Raw genomic sequence first — 15,651 nt, forward strand, 5'->3', positions numbered from 1 at the left:
ATGTTCATCACCCCTTGGGTTTTTCTTTGGATTGTTTTGTTTTGAGCCATCAAAGTAAGCAACCACAGGTAATGAAAACGCAGCGATTTCTTCAGTCTTTGACCCAGCAATTGTCTCACTGGCGGCGAAGGTACAAAGCACTACGCCGAAAAAGTCAGTTGCTTGTCAAGGTGAGAAGTCAAAGTAGTAAAAGTCGCCGCCAGAGATTTTTTAGAAGTGTTATCAGCGATATACTCCTGTATTTAATCAAAATCACTGCCAATAAAAAACACCGAAAACGAAAAATAGTCCTCGGTTCAATGGCAAAATCGGTCAAACAACGGCGTGGAATTAATACAGTAATTTTAGATTGGGTTCATCAAAAGCGTTTCTCTGTTGTTTTGGCGATCGCAGTATTATCTCTAACAGGTATTATCGGACATAAGCTATACAATCAACCCCAGCTACAAGTAGACACTATAGCGCCACAGACAATTAGAGCGCCTTACACTGCGACCATTGAAGACCGCCGAGAAACTGAAGCTCAGCGCAAAGCCGTCAGTGGAAGTTATATCCCAGTACTGATAGTTGATACCCAAATAACTGAAAAAACTGACCAAAATCTGCAACAACTTCTGAATGAGGGTAATGAAATTCGGGCTGCTGCTGGGTCTTTTCCTTTTTTTGACACTTCAGTTTTGTCTATATCTACCCAGCATTATCTACGCTCTTGTTCGGTTTCAGAATGGCAAACACTACTGTTAGCTATAGAAAATAACAGCAAACAAAAGTCAGGATTGTCAGTGCCTAAACATCAATCAGACTTTAGCGCTCCCTACTCTCCATTAGCTACTCAAAAAACAGATTTTACTCAAGCATTAGCAGAACTAGAAGCTTACCGTCTCAAGACCTCAGAGCAAAACTTGTCCTCACTGATTGCTCAAATTTCCCAATCACGCGAAGCTTATGCTCAAGCCAGTGTGCAACTTCTACAGCTAGAAACTAACAACTCAGACACGGTATACAACAACACTGTTCTTTTGGATTTGTCAGATGATGAATGGGCAAAAACACAAGCAGGGATTCGCCAAAGTGCAGAACGGATTCTCGCCCAAGGCATTCCATCTGGATTACTGCCAAGTATTTTACAGAACGCGGTCAGCTTACAAGTACAGACATTTGTACCTAAAAATGCCGAATCTTTAGCAAGCAAACTGTTGTTAGCTGTGTTGCAACCGAATTTGAGAAAAGATGAAGAACAAACCAAACAACAAGCAAAACAAGCTGCTGATGAAGTGACACCCGTAATGATCAAAGTGCGCCAAGGTCAAGTGATTGTTGCTAAGGGAAAGAATATTACTGCATGGCACTTTGAGGTACTAGAGCATTACCAATTGATTCGTCGGCAAAATAACTGGCTGGGGTTAGCTAAGTTAGCAGCAGTGGTTACAGCCGCAATCGGCATTTATGTCTGGGTAGAAAAGCAGATTAAGTATCAATTACGGCAACGCGATCGCCTGTTAGTATTATTACTTGCCCTAAGTACGCCTGGGGTATTAGCACTAGGAATACCGTATACAACGTGGAGCGCCGTTGGTTTGTTGTTGGGGAGTTTCTATGGGCCAACTCTGGGTGTGACAGTTGTGGGACTGTTATTACTCCTACTTTGCATGAACTCGGAAATCAGTATGATTGCGCTTTTGGCTGGTGCAGCTGGAGGAATATTAGGCAGTTGCATTGCTCAAAAATTGCGATCGCGTGAAGAACTGGCATTACTAGGCCTTGCTATAGCTGTAACTCAGGGCATTATTTACCTGATTGCTAAGGTTTTGATTGGTGCAGTTTTTAGTGCAGGCTGGTATATTGTCCTGCAAGAAACAGGGTTCTTTGCTCTATCTGGCTTAATTTGGAGTATTGTGGCACTGGGCTTAAGTCCTTATTTAGAAAAACTATTTGATTTAGTCACGCCGATTCGGCTAGCCGAACTGGCAAATCCTAATCGTCCTTTATTAAAAAGACTTGCAACTGAAACGCCTGGAACTTTTCAACATACCTTGTTTGTGTCTACCCTGGCCGAAGCTGCTGCTAAAAAATTAGGATGTAATGTAGAACTAGTCAGGGCTGGAACCCTGTATCACGATATTGGTAAAATGCACGACCCCCTGAGCTTTATTGAAAATCAAATGGGGGGGCCAAATAAACACGAAACAGAGATTAACGATCCTTGGAAAAGTGCAGCAGTTATCAAAAAGCACGTTACTGAAGGATTAGTGATGGCGCGGAAACAACTTTTACCTACAGCAATTCAAGCTTTTATTCCCGAACATCAGGGAACAATGCTGATTGCTTATTTTCACCATCAAGCACAACAAATGGCCGAAGCAGATCCTAGCCTTATAGTAGATGAGGCTGAGTTTCGCTACGATGGCCCAATTCCCCAATCACGGGAAACCGGAATTGTCATGTTAGCAGATTCTTGTGAGGCGGCGCTGCGATCGCTCAAGGACGCTACACCAGAACAAGCCTTATCAATGCTGAATAATATTCTCCGTGCCAGATGGCAAGACAATCAAATGATCGATTCAGGACTGACACGAGCAGAAATGTCAGAAATTGCTCAAATCTTTGTAGAAGTTTGGCAGCAATTCCACCATAAACGTATTGCTTACCCCAAGTTAAAAGCTAGTAATGAAAAACTGGCTCAGGGTTAATAGTGAGAACTTTCTTTACAGATGTTAATCAAGTAATTAATGTCATTGAAATTGCTAGTAAAAGAGTGAGAGAAAGAGAGATTAAGACTGAAAATGTCACGCTAGAAGTTAGTGTACAAATTGTAGGATTAATTGAATTGAGAATGCAAACAGATGTAGCTAATACAGAAGTAATTGAAGAGAAAATGTTAGACGTTAATCATAATTTTCGTCATTAACTCTGCTCTCCTTAAAATGATTATGGATTCCCACTTGTGCAGTAAGAACCCATAATCTTCAAAAGTTTTTACTTCAGCTTACTTAGCTGCATCAGGAATAGCTGATGGATATACAGAATCAGCAACTAACACAGGTCTGTTTTTATATTCTGCTTCCAGTTTTTGTTGCAAACCTGTATCCCAAGTAAAGTCATAATCTCTTTCGATATCAGCAACAACGAAGGGGCGTAGTGTACCAGTGGCGACAACTTTTTCACCTTCTTTCACAGGTGTTTGTCCCTTGGGAAACAAGACTAACAAATCTTGACCACCTATCAGTTTATCTTCATCAAGGGTAAATGAGTTTGTGCCAACATTCTCTTCAACTTCGGCAGGTACAGCAATGACTTGATTGTAGTAAGCGCTTGGATTTGTGCTAATTTCACCAGGTTTGACTGCTTGAGCAATTGATTGAGCAACAATTGCTGGTTTATTTTCGTATTCTACATACAAATTCGGATCTAAGCTCAAATTGTACTCTTTTTCAATATCAGCAGCGACAAACTTGGCAACCTTCCCTGTGATTTGAAGTTCTGTATTTTCTGGAAGAGTCGCAGTTTCTCCAGAAGCGTTGACAACCAAGATATTTTCGCCACCGAAAAATTGATTATCACTGACTGTGAATGTAGTCGGACTAATTTTTCTAACAGGTTGACTTCTAATAGTGACAGTCTGACCTAAAAGTTGATTAGTGTTGTCAGCTACTTCTTCTGTGGTAACGTTACCTTGAGGTTCTTCAGAATTTCTTGTTTCTAGATTATTAGTACAAGCAGGAAGAAGTATAGCCATTATTGCTAGGCTTACAGCACTTGCACGAATATTTTTCAAACCGCTAATAGGGTTATGATGATTTTTATTCAACATTAAACAATCTCCTAGTAATACTTCGCTAGACTTCTTCAGGGTTAAACTGTGGAATATACTTTATTTCATGGCACAGACAGATAATTTCTATTGGGTTGGCTGGTAGTTTTGAGTTACATCTAACCGCAAGTATTTTACTTGTAAGCAATATCTTTACTGATATTTCGGCGAAAAATTGCTAGTCTCAATAATATAGGTAAAAAAATTAAAATACTTCTGCCCCAAGAAATAAAAAATTTAATCATAAAGTATTAAAAATCAGCAAAATTTCTGGTTTTGATAGCAACTTGAATATTACCAGGACTTACGCAAAAATAACGTAACTCCGTCATTACGTTGGCGTTAGCCTTCCCAAAGGGTACGATAGCGAAGTAATCTACCCTAACGCTGGGATTGCTTCCCTACACTCCGTTCCGGTCGCAATGACAATATTGGCGTTGCGTAAGTCTTAATTACTATAGTAATCCGGTTTGATTCGGTGAATTTATTTGTGTAGGTAGGGAACAGGAAACAGGAAACAGGGAACAGTTAAGAAGGGATAGATATGTACTGAATCGTGTTCCTTAATCAAATAGGAGTCCTATATGTCAAACCTATTAACTTAACTATCTATCTTTGGTTATAAGCTAATCTTTCTATAGAAGTGATTTATTGGAGTTTATTTTAATTAATACTTTCAGCATAAATATGATGCGATCGCATAATCAACAAAAAAGGGATGTTGATATCAATCCCCTTTCTCAAAACAAACTTAATTTTGTACCTATGTGATTAGAATAACCGAAAAATAAACGGGTAACGGAATGGTTCATCAGGCTGACTAAAACAGTGTAATAACGCCCAAATAGTTAGCCCCCAGTGTAGTAGAAACCCAAAAGCAACAATAGGGAAAAACAAAATACCACCTAAACCAAAGGTAAGCCAAGATAAAATTCCCAGTGGAACCCCGATTACAGTTGCCCAAAACCAAACATTGAAGTGAAAATTAATTGATTCTTTAGCATTGCTTTTAACAATTGGATCGTCAGAAAGTAAGTTAATTACAATGGGAACACCAATTGAAAACAATGTTGTACTAAAGAAAATTGCTCCGTGACACAGAGACAATAATAATTTACGTTTATCAGAATTATATGTAACTTGCATCTTTGTAGTTTCTCAAATTAATTTCTTGCTTCCATTTTAACGGTTATTTAATTGGTATAACATGGCAGTTAACCGTACTCAATCAGGTTTGCGGCTGATGTTTATTTTTAAAGTAATTCGTTAAAAGGCAATAGGGAAATTACCGTAATTCAAATGCCCCCGAAAATCAAAGCATCTAGGGAATATGCACCAGGACCTAAAACCGCGATCGCAATCAGCATAATACAATACATAAACGCCTTTTCCCAGCTGGGTGGTTCACCTTTTCCTAAAGCGCCTTGATATTGGTCTTCAGAAATTAAGTAGGGATCTTTAGCTACAAAAGGCTTACCTCCAGATATGTGTATGTATATCGCAAAAATCATCGAGCAGAGAATAGGCAAGGTTGCTAAGAGGGTAAGAAATCCAATAATCAGAAAAATTCCACCACCTAACATGGATGCAGCGGATAAAAAGCAAAGAAAGACAGGCACTTTTAAAGACTCGGCCCACTGTCGCAAATGCGTGATCTTGGGATAACCGTGGATGATAAATAACCCACCCACACTAACTCTTAGTAATAAAAGTGCTAGTCCTGGAAATCCATCAGGATACACATTATATAAAGCACTCAACAGGTGTGGGTTTAGCTGTGGGAAATTAAATACAGCTAGAAAAAAGGCGATCGCCACACCCAATGCAAATTGATAAATCATAGCTGTACACCACGGGTATTAAGGTCAATAACATATAAGGATTTGCCTGCTGTAATAAACAGGCGATCGCGTTGTTTACCGCCAAAAGTCAGATTAGCGCATGTTTCCGGTACTAAAATTTTCCCTAACTGAGTTCCGTCGGGGGCGTATATCTGCACGCTGTCTTGAGAACTAGTAAAGATGTTGCCATGTTCATCAACTCGAAAGCCATCGGGTAATCCTGGCTCAATGACTGCAAATACACGCCCATTCTTTGCCCATCGGTCATCAACGACTTCGTAAACACGAATATGATGAGGGCCGCCTGGAATCTTAAATGCAGCCGTATCTGAAACATATAACAGGCTTTCGTCTGGACTAAAAGCCAGTCCGTTAGGACGCACCATATCTGTGACTACAGGATCAATCTCACCACTAGTAGGGTCGAAGCGGTAGACGTAACTTCCGCTTTGTTCTTGTTCGCCGCCATAACCTTGATTTGGCTCAGTAATACCATAAGGCGGATCGGTAAACCAAATTGTGCTGTCACTTTTAACTACTAAATCATTGGGACTGTTAAGACGTTTACCTTGGTAGCGATCAACTAAAACCTGCCATTTACCATCATGTTCCCGTCGAATAATGGCACGTAAACCCGACGAACACGCCACCAGACGACCTTCTAAGTCACGATAATTACCACTTTGATAATCAGATGGATCGCGGAGGACGGTCACGTTGTCGGTGAGACTCCAGCGCAACAGGCGATTGCCATGAGCATCGCTCCATACTACGCTGTCATCTTCGTGAAAGTAAACAGGCCCTTCGCTGTGAACTGCACCGTTAGCAAGCTTTTTTAGGAAAGCATCTAAAGACACAATAGCACGTAGGCGATCATCATAAATTTCAATGGCTTCAGACATAGAAATCTCCTGTTATAGTGTTTCTCGTTTTAGTTAAGTGCATTTCGTTGAGATTAGGGACTAGTACCGCAAGGCGGAATTAAAAATTGAAAATTAATACAGCGTAAGCTTTTCATTGATTGGGAATGGGTGGTTTATTTTTGCCGTGACGTAATAGGGGCTATGTACCTCCTGTAATCAGGAACTTCTATATTTAACTTAGTGGTGATAATAAATAGCAGGTTCGAGTTAATAGAAAATTACTAATAAAGCTCAACTATAGGAATCCGGTTTTATTGGTAAAATTACTTGCATAGATGGGGAACTCTTAACAGGAAACAAGGCTCTTTGAGGTGTACCTAGCTTCGTAAAAATCAAATATGAGTCCTATAAATGTTTTACATTAAACTTCATTGTTGTTTTTTTAATTTACATTTACCTCAAACCGTAGATATAAATTACGCTGAGAGTTGAGTTTTCATTCATTTAAGCTTGTGATAAATCTTCAGTAATAGAATGCCCACATCAATTTTATTTAGCTAAAATTAATATATTAGGAATTTAACAAATTTTTCAAGATAGAGAATGCAGAATAATAGGAGCTTGAGAGGTATTTTGTAGGAATCCTGAATATATAAAAATGAACTTAAAATGATTTTTTCATACCTTGAGATAGAAAAAATATTAAACCATTAGGTAGAAGTGTTTTTTCTACAAAAGCTTTAATTTAAACAAAGATATCTATCTTTAGAGCTATTTAGTCTTTTCAAAAACTTACAAAATTAGCTCAAACTTATTGTCAAATTACTTTACATTAAGATGGCAGAGTGAGACTTTTTCACTCGTAATTAAGCTATGAAATTATGACGAGCATTACAGAACACTACGACATCATCATTATCGGTACAGGAGCAGGTGGAGGGACACTGGCTCATCGTCTTGCACCCACAGGTAAGAAGATTTTGGTGCTAGAAAGAGGCGACTTTTTGCCGAGAGAAAAAGATAACTGGAATCCAAAGGAAGTTTATCAAAAACATCGCTACCATACAGATGAGCAATGGTATGACAAGGAAGGTAAGGCCTTTCAACCCCAGACAGGTTATTGGGTTGGCGGCAATACTAAACTCTACGGTGCAGCATTAGTTCGATTACGGGAACGAGATTTTGAAAAGGTAATTCACAAGGGCGGAATTTCTCCAGAATGGCCTTTGAAGTATCAAGACTTTGAGCCGTACTACACCCAAGCAGAAAAGTTATATGACGTGCATGGTAAAGAAGGAGAAGACCCCACCGAACCACCCCGCAGTGAACCCTATCCTTATCCTCCAGTCAGTCATGAGCCAGATATGCAGTCCCTGGCCGATGGCATCCGCGAACTGGGTTATCATCCATTTTATCTACCACTAGGATTAAAGCTGAATGAAAGCGATCGCACCAAGAGTCCTTGTATTCGCTGCGATACTTTTGATGGATATCCTTGTTTGGTACAGGCAAAAGCTGATGCCGAAGTCAACGCCATTCGTCCTACCCGTGAAATGTATGCTAATTTTACCCTCAAGACTAATGCCAAAGTCTTGCAGTTGCATACTAGTGAGTCGGGACGAGAAGTTACAAACGTAGAAACTGAAATTGCCGGGGAAAAACATTGGTTTGCAGGCGATATTATAGTTGTTTCCTGTGGTTCTATCAATTCAGCTGCCTTATTGTTACGTTCTGCTAACGACAAGCATCCCAATGGATTAGCTAATAGTTCCGATCAAGTAGGGCGAAATTTCATGAAACAGCTGGAAACCGCGATTGTTTCCATGCATCTAAATGTCAATCACGCCAACTTTCAAAAAACGATCGCCGTTAATGATTTTTATTGGGGAGAGCCGGATTTTCCTTATCCGATGGGTATGGTGCAGAATACAGGCAATGTCTTAGCCGATATGATTCCCGCTGAAGCGCCGCCGTTGATGGCTCCGTTTGTAAAATTGATTCCTCATTTTGAGCGCCATTTGCTAGCCCAAAGGTCAGTTGGTTGGTGGTTGCAGACAGAAGACTTGCCAGACCCTAATAATCGGATTCGTGTGGTAGGTGATAAAATTCATGTTGACTATACACTAAATAATACCGAAGCCAGCGATCGCTTAATCCATCGTTGGACATCTGTACTTAAGTCAATCCCGCATTCTGCTAAACATGTCTTACCATTTAGCATTTATCCCCGCACTCATTTACCAGAACAAGCAGTAGCCCATCAATGCGGTAGTTGTCGATTTGGTACAGATCCCATAACCTCAGTCCTAGATATCAATTGCCGTACCCATGATGTCGATAATCTCTATGTTGTAGATAGTAGTTTTTTCCCTTCAAATTCTGGCGCTAACCCGACACTCACAATTATGGCGAATGCTTTGCGCGTTGGTGATCACATAGCTGAAAGATTGAAATGAAAAAAGAGGGATCACAAGATTCATTAATTAATGTGATATTGCCTTTAGCACTCATACTAGGGCTAGCTCTACTTTTGAGTTTGAATATGGAAGGTGGAGGAGAAAGCGGGGTAACTACTCCTTTAGAGACATGGCTCAAAGTCATTGTTGGTTATTTAGCAGCAGGGACAGAAATTGCCGCAGCAGTTGTGATTGGTGCAGCAGTAATCAAAGGCATTACTGCTTATTTGCGATTGTTATTCTCTCGCGCCAAACAACATTTTGATGCCACAGAAGCAATTCGTTTACAATTAGGGCGAGTGCTGGCATTAGGATTGGAATTTACTGTCGCCAGCGATATTTTACGGACGGCAGTAGCACCTACTCGCCAAGATATTCTCAATTTGGGAGCGATCGTTCTACTACGAACCTTGTTGAATTATTTCTTAGAGCGCGAAATTCAGCAGGGAGAACAACGCCGTTTACAACAAAGATCAACTATTGAAAACGTAGGATAAGTCTAGTTATTTCTTTCTAGGTATAGACAGATGACACACGACAAAAAGCCTGATTTAAAAGCGCAAGATCAAACTTCCTTGGAAACATCCTCCAATGCTCATCTTACTGATTTAGAAGCGCAAGACCAAAATTTCCCTGAAACATCTTCTATTACTCATCCTATTGCCACCGGATTGGGAGCAGCAGGAGGTGGGATTGCAGGTGCTGCACTTGGTCGCTCAATGGGGGGTAAAATAGGTGCTGCGATCGGTGGAGTTGCAGGGGCAATAACTGGTGGAGTTGCAGGCAATCAGCTAGCAGAGTACGCTGAGGAATTTATTGAAGAACTTCAGCCGACAGCTGGATTAGGATTAGGAGCCGATCATAAACCCATAGAATTACCTCGTCATTATACTTGGGAAGAATTACAAGCACTATCAAAACCCCAAGGTGGAGAAATCCAAGCTACGACGAGGTAGTGCATTTACAGTTTGGCTTCCTCTTTAACCCTATAGTGTACACAAAAGTACTCTCCATAGGACTTACGCATTGACATAATGATAAAATATAGGACTTACGCACTTGTAACGAAAAACTAAGCCTTTGCGATTACTTCGTTACCTACCCTGCGGGAACGCTAAGAGCGAACGTAATGACGTAAAATCGTAACCCATGCGTAAGTTCTGGAATTAATACACCAGTAGCCACAATTGTTAGGACATTTATCTATTCCCTGTTCCCTGGGATGCAGTGAGTTTCAACACTTCGACAGGCTACTTCAACTGCGCTCAGTACAAGTCAGTGCCGCGCTGCCGAAGTGTTCTCTTTGAATCAGAACACGATGTCCTAAACGACATGTCTGTTGCTATATAATCTTTACCTACATTATTAATTATTACAATCAAAGCAGTCAACAAGTATAGCCTTTTATCTATGCAAGCAATTTAATATTTTTTTAATATTAAGACTTGTGAATGAGCAATATAGACATATAAAGCTGTACTCTATTACTAACCGCATTTTAATCTAGCAATTAATAAAACTTGCAATTTCATGTGTAAGTTCTTTCAAGCAAATTTTTGAACTGTTTTTGACCTCAGCCTTCTCCCTTGAGGATTCATATTTAGCAACTTACTTGAATGAAAGCGCTATAATCTGCTGCTTTGCAAATCATTAAAGTTCTTCTTCGTCTAATTGAAACAAGCAACACCAACAAAAATATGATCTTTTTCGAGCCAATAGTTAATTCGTTTACCTGGTTAAATTTTTCCTCCACAAGTTTGCAGCCTTATTTACTAGCAACAACTAACGAAGCTGAATATGCTCCTATTGTCCTGACTGGCGTACTACTAAGTTTAGTAGTCATTTATCTCGCTAGTAAAATTGGCGGTGAGTTATCTAGAATGATTGACTTGCCTCCTGTATTAGGGGAATTAGTTGGTGGTGTAATTGTAGGTGCTTCGGCTCTGCATTTAGTGGTGTTTCCCGACAGCGGAGCAGCCGGTAATGATTCCATAATCATGACTGTTTTGCAATTTATCAACAACCTTACTCCTGATGCAGTCACATCAATCTTTCAAACTCAGAGTGAAGTTGTTTCTATTCTTGCCGAACTTGGTGTAATCATTCTGTTATTTGAAATTGGTTTAGAATCAGACTTAAAAGAATTACAGAAAGTTGGTTATCAAGCGATAATTGTAGCCTGTGTAGGAGTGGCTGTTCCTTTTGGTGCTGGCACTGCGGGACTAATTTTATTGTTTCATGCACCAGTGATTCCGGCAATTTTTGCGGGTGCAGCGCTAACAGCTACCAGTATTGGGATTACCTCCAAAGTTTTGTCAGAAATTGGACAGTTAAAATCTCGTGAAGGTCAAATTATTGTAGGTGCAGCGGTCATTGATGACATTCTAGGTATCATCGTATTGGCAGTAGTGGCAAGTCTAGCCAAAACTGGTGAAGTTGATGTTTTCAATGTCATTTATCTGATTGTCAGCGCTACTGTATTTCTCATTGGCTCGATTTTATTGGGCAAATATTTCAATCAGAGTTTTGTGGCGATCGCTAATAAATTGCAAACACGAGGAAACTTAATTATCCCAGCATTTGTCTTTGCCTTTTTCATGGCTTTTTTGGGTAGTGCCATTCATTTAGAAGCTATTTTAGGCGCATTTGCGGCTGGTTTAGTTTTGGATGAAACGGATAAACGTAAAGAGCTAGATGAACAGGTAAAACCTATTGCTGATATTCTAGTACCAGTTTTCTTTGTAACCGTTGGCGCGAAAGTTGATTTAGGCGTTCTTAATCCTTTCGTTCCAGGAAATCGAGAAGGATTAATTATTGCTACCTTTTTAATTGTGGTCGCAATGATCGGTAAAGTTGTCACAGGCTGGTCGGTTTTTGGTCAAGCCGGAGTTAATCGGTTAGCGGTTGGTGTAGGGATGATTCCTCGTGGCGAAGTTGGGTTAGTGTTTGCAGGGATTGGGGCAGCGAGTGGCACTCTTGATAAACCCTTACAGGCTGCAATCATTATTATGGTGATTTTGACAACTTTTGTAGCGCCTCCTTTATTGCGGTTTGCATTTAAACAGTCACCAGAAACAAAAGAATCTTTAGAAGAAGCCAATTTAATGGGCTAGCTACTTTTATCTCATACAAGATAGGTAAAAGAGACGAATTTTATTTTCTCTTTTACCCTGAAACCTTATCCAATAGGCAATTTCCGTGTTAGAAGCATGTATATTCGCAACAATATTGTGCGGATTTTTTGGCATCATCTTTAAGAAAAATCTTGTGATGAAAATCATCTCGATGGATGTTATGAGTACGGGGGTTATCGCCTATTACGTGCTGGTTGCATCACGAGATGGATTTTTTACACCAATTGTTTCTAACGCCAAAAATGGCGCTTATGCTGATCCAGTTCCTCAGGCAGTAATATTGACGGCGATCGTGATCGGTTTTTCAATTCAGGCTTTAATGCTGGTAGGTGTGATGAAACTGGCACGGGATAATCCGACTTTGGAAAGCGACGAGATCGAGAAGAACAATACGCCATGAGTAACATTACAATTGCCTGGATTGCACTACCGTTTTTTTTAGGGTTTGTCATTTATCTACTGCCCAAACTTGACCGCTACCTCGCGCTGAGTGTAGCTTTGGTTTCGGCTGGATATGCTTCACAGTTATTTGTTACTCAGTCACCACTCACATTAAAATTACTTGATAATTTTGGTGTCACATTAGCAATTGACCAATTAAGCGGCTACTTTATCTTGACCAATGCGTTGGTAACAACTGCGGTCATCCTCTACTGTTGGCAAACTGATAAGACAGCTTTTTTTTATACGCAGACCATCATTTTGCATGGTAGCGTCAATGCTGCCTTTGTCTGTGCGGATTTTATTAGTTTATACGTGGCATTAGAGGTAATTAGTATTGCTGCGTTTCTCTTGATTGCCTATCCCCGAACTGACCGATCAATTTGGGTGGCTTTGCGCTACTTATTTGTCAGCAACGTGGCAATGCTTTTTTATCTAGTTGGCGCAGTACTGGTTTATCAAGCGGATCATTCTTTTAGTTTTGCAGGTTTGCGTGTAGCACCACCAGAAGCACTTGCTCTCATATTTCTAGGACTCTTAACAAAAGGTGGAATTTTTGTATCAGGATTATGGTTGCCGTTAACTCACTCGGAATCGGAAACGCCAGTGTCGGCTATGCTGTCGGGAGTTGTGGTTAAAGCTGCTGTCTATCCATTGGTGCGGTGTGCGTTGATGGTGAATGAGGTTGACCCGATAGTGAGAACCTTTGGAGTTGGGACGGCGCTATTAGGAGTGTTTTATGCCGTCTTTGAAAAAGATACCAAGCGGATGCTAGCGTTTCACACAGTTTCGCAGTTAGGCTTTATCCTAGCTGCGCCGTCCGTGGGTGGTTTTTATGCGCTGACACACGGATTAGTCAAATCCGCGCTCTTTTTGATCGCGGGAGTTTTGCCGAGTCGCAACTTCAAAGAACTGCAACATCAGGCGATCGCTACCCCGATCTGGATTGCTTTAGTTATAGCCAGTTTCTCGATCTCTGGCTTTCCCTTGTTGTCTGGCTTTGGAGCGAAAGTGTTGACAACGAAAAATTTACTGCCTTGGCAAGCGATCGCCATGAATGTTGCAGCCTTGGGAACAGCAATATCTTTTGCTAAGTTCATCTTTCTACCGCATGGAGGAACAGCAGATGTCCGGCCTGCTTTTTGGGCAGCGGTGAGCTTGTTGATTGGTGGATTGATTTTGGCTAATGTTGTGTATTACGATGCATACACCGTCGAGAACATCATCAAACCCCTGGCAACCATCGGTATTGGATGGTTAGCATACTTTTTGGTTTTTAAACACTCAGTATTCAAGTTACCGCGTGTCCTGGAGCGATTTGAACATCTAATCGGTGTGATGAGTCTGATTTTAATTTTGCTGTTCTGGAAGGGATTTGTATGGTTGGGCATCTAAATCTCATCTTGCGACTGGCTATTTGGTTTTTGCTCACTGCCGATTTCAGTGTGGCAAATATCATCATTGGTGTAAGTATTGCACTTTTATTGCCGGGTCGTCATAAAACCCCGGAAGCATTAAAAGATTGGCTACGTGTGTTGGGTGAAGTCATAGTAGCAATTCCCCAGGCGTATATCGAAGCGTTGGAAATCATCATCCGTCCGCATCACCGCGAAGAGATCACGATGGAACGAGTCAAACCACGACGCACACCAGGACTAATATTTCTGGATATATTTGTGATTACCTTTACGCCTAAGACCATCGTTTTGAAATACCACGAAGAAGGCTGGTACGAAGTCCACCGAGTGCGACCAAGGAAAAAGACATGATCTTGAATCTGGTATTGATGGCAATGATTTTGGTGCTACTTATTCCCATATATGAAGCATGGCAGGATGATGATATTTGGCAAAAAATGCTGGCATTTGCCAGTATTGCGACCAAAACATCAATCATGATCCTGGTTGTTGCTGTCTTGCGTGATGATTGGATGATCGGTGTTGTCGGGGTAATCATTTTGAGTGTGGGGAATGCTGGATTAATGTTGCTAGCTCATGTACTCAAACGTATGAATCAAGTATGATTAACTTTCTTAGTTATCTCTGCATAGGCGTAGGAATCGTCTTTTGGTTTTGGGGAACCTTTCCGTTGATGGGCGATCGCTCTGTGTTATTCAAGCTGCATAGTCTTTCAGTCGCAGATACCCTCGGATCAATGAGTATCATTGTCGGATTGCTCTTGAAGATACCCAGCGAATGGCCGTTGCTGATTCTCGCCCTCATCTCCTTAGCGATTTGGAATACAGTGCTGGGGTATGTGTTGGCTTACTGTTCTAGTAGCGACGAGGATAGCCATGAATGATAACTATATCTATTTCATTGTTGCCCTACTGCCTTTGGCTGCTTGTATGTTGGTATTTCAAGTCAATCCATACCATGCCCTAGTAATTCGCGGCATCCTAGGAGCGATCGCGGCATTGGTATATACCGTCTTAGGGGCGGCGGATGTGGCTTTGACCGAAGCATTGGTGGGTACTATGCTAGCAATTACGCTTTATGCAGTAGCTGTACGCTCATCTTTGGTTATGCGTCTTGGTGTACTTAAAGACGAGGTAATAGAAGAGCAATTAATGGATGACTTCCGCACAATTTTTGGCAAATACCATCTGCGTCTAGAACTAATAACTTACAAGGATACACATTCTTTACACCAAGCATTAATGGATAAAGAAGTTCATGCAACCTGTGTTCGCTCAAAAGACAATGAGCAAGAAGTATTTGAGGAAAGACAGCGACCATACCACACCAAAACCAGAATCCAACGTCTTTATGACATCATGCAAACTGAACTTGTGTCACCAGCAACAAACCTTATCATGGTTAGTAGCGTTATTAACACTCCTTCTACTTTGCTTCGCTAAAGTAGGGGGATTCTTGGTTCATCCAGCCGACTTATTTACACTTGTTTGCAAGTCTAAACAGAGGTCGTTCTGTTCCCAAGCGTAAAAAGTGAAAATCTTTGGTATAGCGTAGCGAAATTTTTGTAGTCGGGAGAGTGCCAATTTAAATGTTATGGTTTGGGAGTATTCACCCTGGCGTGTGACTTGACTTGCAATTATTTCTTTCTCACCACCACATCCTTGTGGATGTGGTGGAAGTTCCTTTG

The 15,651-nt window shown here is 40.8% G+C and carries 16 protein-coding genes; 12 read left to right on the top strand and 4 right to left on the bottom strand.

The window, feature by feature from the left end; genetic code table 11:
- Window positions 1-71 precede the first annotated feature (71 nt).
- Both QI031_RS27935 and QI031_RS27940 read left to right on the top strand, forming a co-directional pair.
- Window positions 72-2,690, top strand: a complete 2,619-nt coding sequence (locus QI031_RS27935; RefSeq protein WP_281482816.1) for an HD family phosphohydrolase — start codon at window positions 72-74, stop codon at window positions 2,688-2,690.
- A 2-nt stretch (window positions 2,691-2,692) separates the two neighbouring features.
- Window positions 2,693-2,908 carry a hypothetical protein gene (locus QI031_RS27940; protein ID WP_281482817.1) on the top strand — a complete coding sequence of 72 codons (216 nt, stop codon included), beginning with the start codon at window positions 2,693-2,695 and terminating at the stop codon, window positions 2,906-2,908.
- Window positions 2,909-2,986: 78 nt separating this feature from the next.
- On the opposite strand, the gene QI031_RS27945 is transcribed toward QI031_RS27940, so the two are convergent.
- From QI031_RS27945 to QI031_RS27960, 4 genes are all read right to left on the bottom strand, one after another.
- Entirely contained in the window at window positions 2,987-3,811 is an 825-nt protein-coding gene (locus QI031_RS27945) for a hypothetical protein (RefSeq protein WP_281482818.1), read from the bottom strand.
- A gap of 771 nt (window positions 3,812-4,582) precedes the next feature.
- A complete protein-coding gene (locus tag QI031_RS27950; protein ID WP_281482819.1) occupies window positions 4,583-4,957 on the bottom strand; it encodes a DUF4870 domain-containing protein in 375 nt (124 codons plus the stop codon).
- A gap of 149 nt (window positions 4,958-5,106) precedes the next feature.
- Window positions 5,107-5,652: a DoxX family protein gene (locus QI031_RS27955; RefSeq protein ID WP_281482820.1), complete on the bottom strand. Its 546-nt coding sequence runs from the start codon at window positions 5,650-5,652 to the stop codon at window positions 5,107-5,109.
- On the bottom strand, window positions 5,649-6,554 hold the full coding sequence (locus QI031_RS27960; protein WP_281482821.1) for an SMP-30/gluconolactonase/LRE family protein: 906 nt from the start codon (window positions 6,552-6,554) through the stop codon (window positions 5,649-5,651). Before QI031_RS27960 ends, QI031_RS27955 begins: the two co-directional genes overlap by 4 nt.
- 842 nt (window positions 6,555-7,396) lie before the next feature.
- Between QI031_RS27960 and QI031_RS27965 the strand changes: the two genes are divergently transcribed.
- The 10 genes from QI031_RS27965 (at window position 7,397) to QI031_RS28010 (ending at window position 15,406) form a co-directional block, all read left to right on the top strand.
- Window positions 7,397-8,971 carry a GMC oxidoreductase gene (locus QI031_RS27965; RefSeq protein ID WP_281482822.1) on the top strand — a complete coding sequence of 525 codons (1,575 nt, stop codon included), beginning with the start codon at window positions 7,397-7,399 and terminating at the stop codon, window positions 8,969-8,971.
- Window positions 8,968-9,468, top strand: coding sequence for a DUF1622 domain-containing protein (locus QI031_RS27970; RefSeq protein WP_281482823.1), 501 nt, complete (start codon window positions 8,968-8,970; stop codon window positions 9,466-9,468). The genes QI031_RS27965 and QI031_RS27970 overlap by 4 nt, the downstream gene beginning before the upstream one ends.
- 30 nt (window positions 9,469-9,498) lie before the next feature.
- Entirely contained in the window at window positions 9,499-9,927 is a 429-nt protein-coding gene (locus QI031_RS27975; RefSeq protein WP_281482824.1) for a hypothetical protein, read from the top strand.
- A 741-nt stretch (window positions 9,928-10,668) separates the two neighbouring features.
- Window positions 10,669-12,084, top strand: a complete 1,416-nt coding sequence (locus tag QI031_RS27980; RefSeq protein WP_281482825.1) for a cation:proton antiporter — start codon at window positions 10,669-10,671, stop codon at window positions 12,082-12,084.
- Window positions 12,085-12,169: 85 nt separating this feature from the next.
- The gene (locus tag QI031_RS27985; RefSeq protein ID WP_281482826.1) at window positions 12,170-12,505 is read left to right on the top strand and encodes a cation:proton antiporter subunit C; all 336 of its coding nucleotides are present in this window, start codon (window positions 12,170-12,172) and stop codon (window positions 12,503-12,505) included.
- Window positions 12,502-13,941: a cation:proton antiporter gene (locus tag QI031_RS27990; protein WP_281482827.1), complete on the top strand. Its 1,440-nt coding sequence runs from the start codon at window positions 12,502-12,504 to the stop codon at window positions 13,939-13,941. The genes QI031_RS27985 and QI031_RS27990 overlap by 4 nt, the downstream gene beginning before the upstream one ends.
- Window positions 13,926-14,315 (top strand): Na+/H+ antiporter subunit E, encoded by a 390-nt coding sequence (locus QI031_RS27995; RefSeq protein ID WP_281482828.1) that lies wholly within the window; start codon window positions 13,926-13,928, stop codon window positions 14,313-14,315. Before QI031_RS27990 ends, QI031_RS27995 begins: the two co-directional genes overlap by 16 nt.
- A complete protein-coding gene (locus QI031_RS28000; protein ID WP_281482829.1) occupies window positions 14,312-14,569 on the top strand; it encodes a hypothetical protein in 258 nt (85 codons plus the stop codon). The genes QI031_RS27995 and QI031_RS28000 overlap by 4 nt, the downstream gene beginning before the upstream one ends.
- Window positions 14,566-14,847, top strand: coding sequence for a monovalent cation/H(+) antiporter subunit G (locus tag QI031_RS28005; RefSeq protein ID WP_281482830.1), 282 nt, complete (start codon window positions 14,566-14,568; stop codon window positions 14,845-14,847). The genes QI031_RS28000 and QI031_RS28005 overlap by 4 nt, the downstream gene beginning before the upstream one ends.
- The gene (locus QI031_RS28010) at window positions 14,840-15,406 is read left to right on the top strand and encodes a DUF4040 domain-containing protein (RefSeq protein WP_281482831.1); all 567 of its coding nucleotides are present in this window, start codon (window positions 14,840-14,842) and stop codon (window positions 15,404-15,406) included. The genes QI031_RS28005 and QI031_RS28010 overlap by 8 nt, the downstream gene beginning before the upstream one ends.
- Window positions 15,407-15,651 lie beyond the last annotated feature (245 nt).

Source organism: Halotia branconii CENA392 (assembly GCF_029953635.1).
Taxonomy (GTDB): domain Bacteria; phylum Cyanobacteriota; class Cyanobacteriia; order Cyanobacteriales; family Nostocaceae; genus Halotia; species Halotia branconii.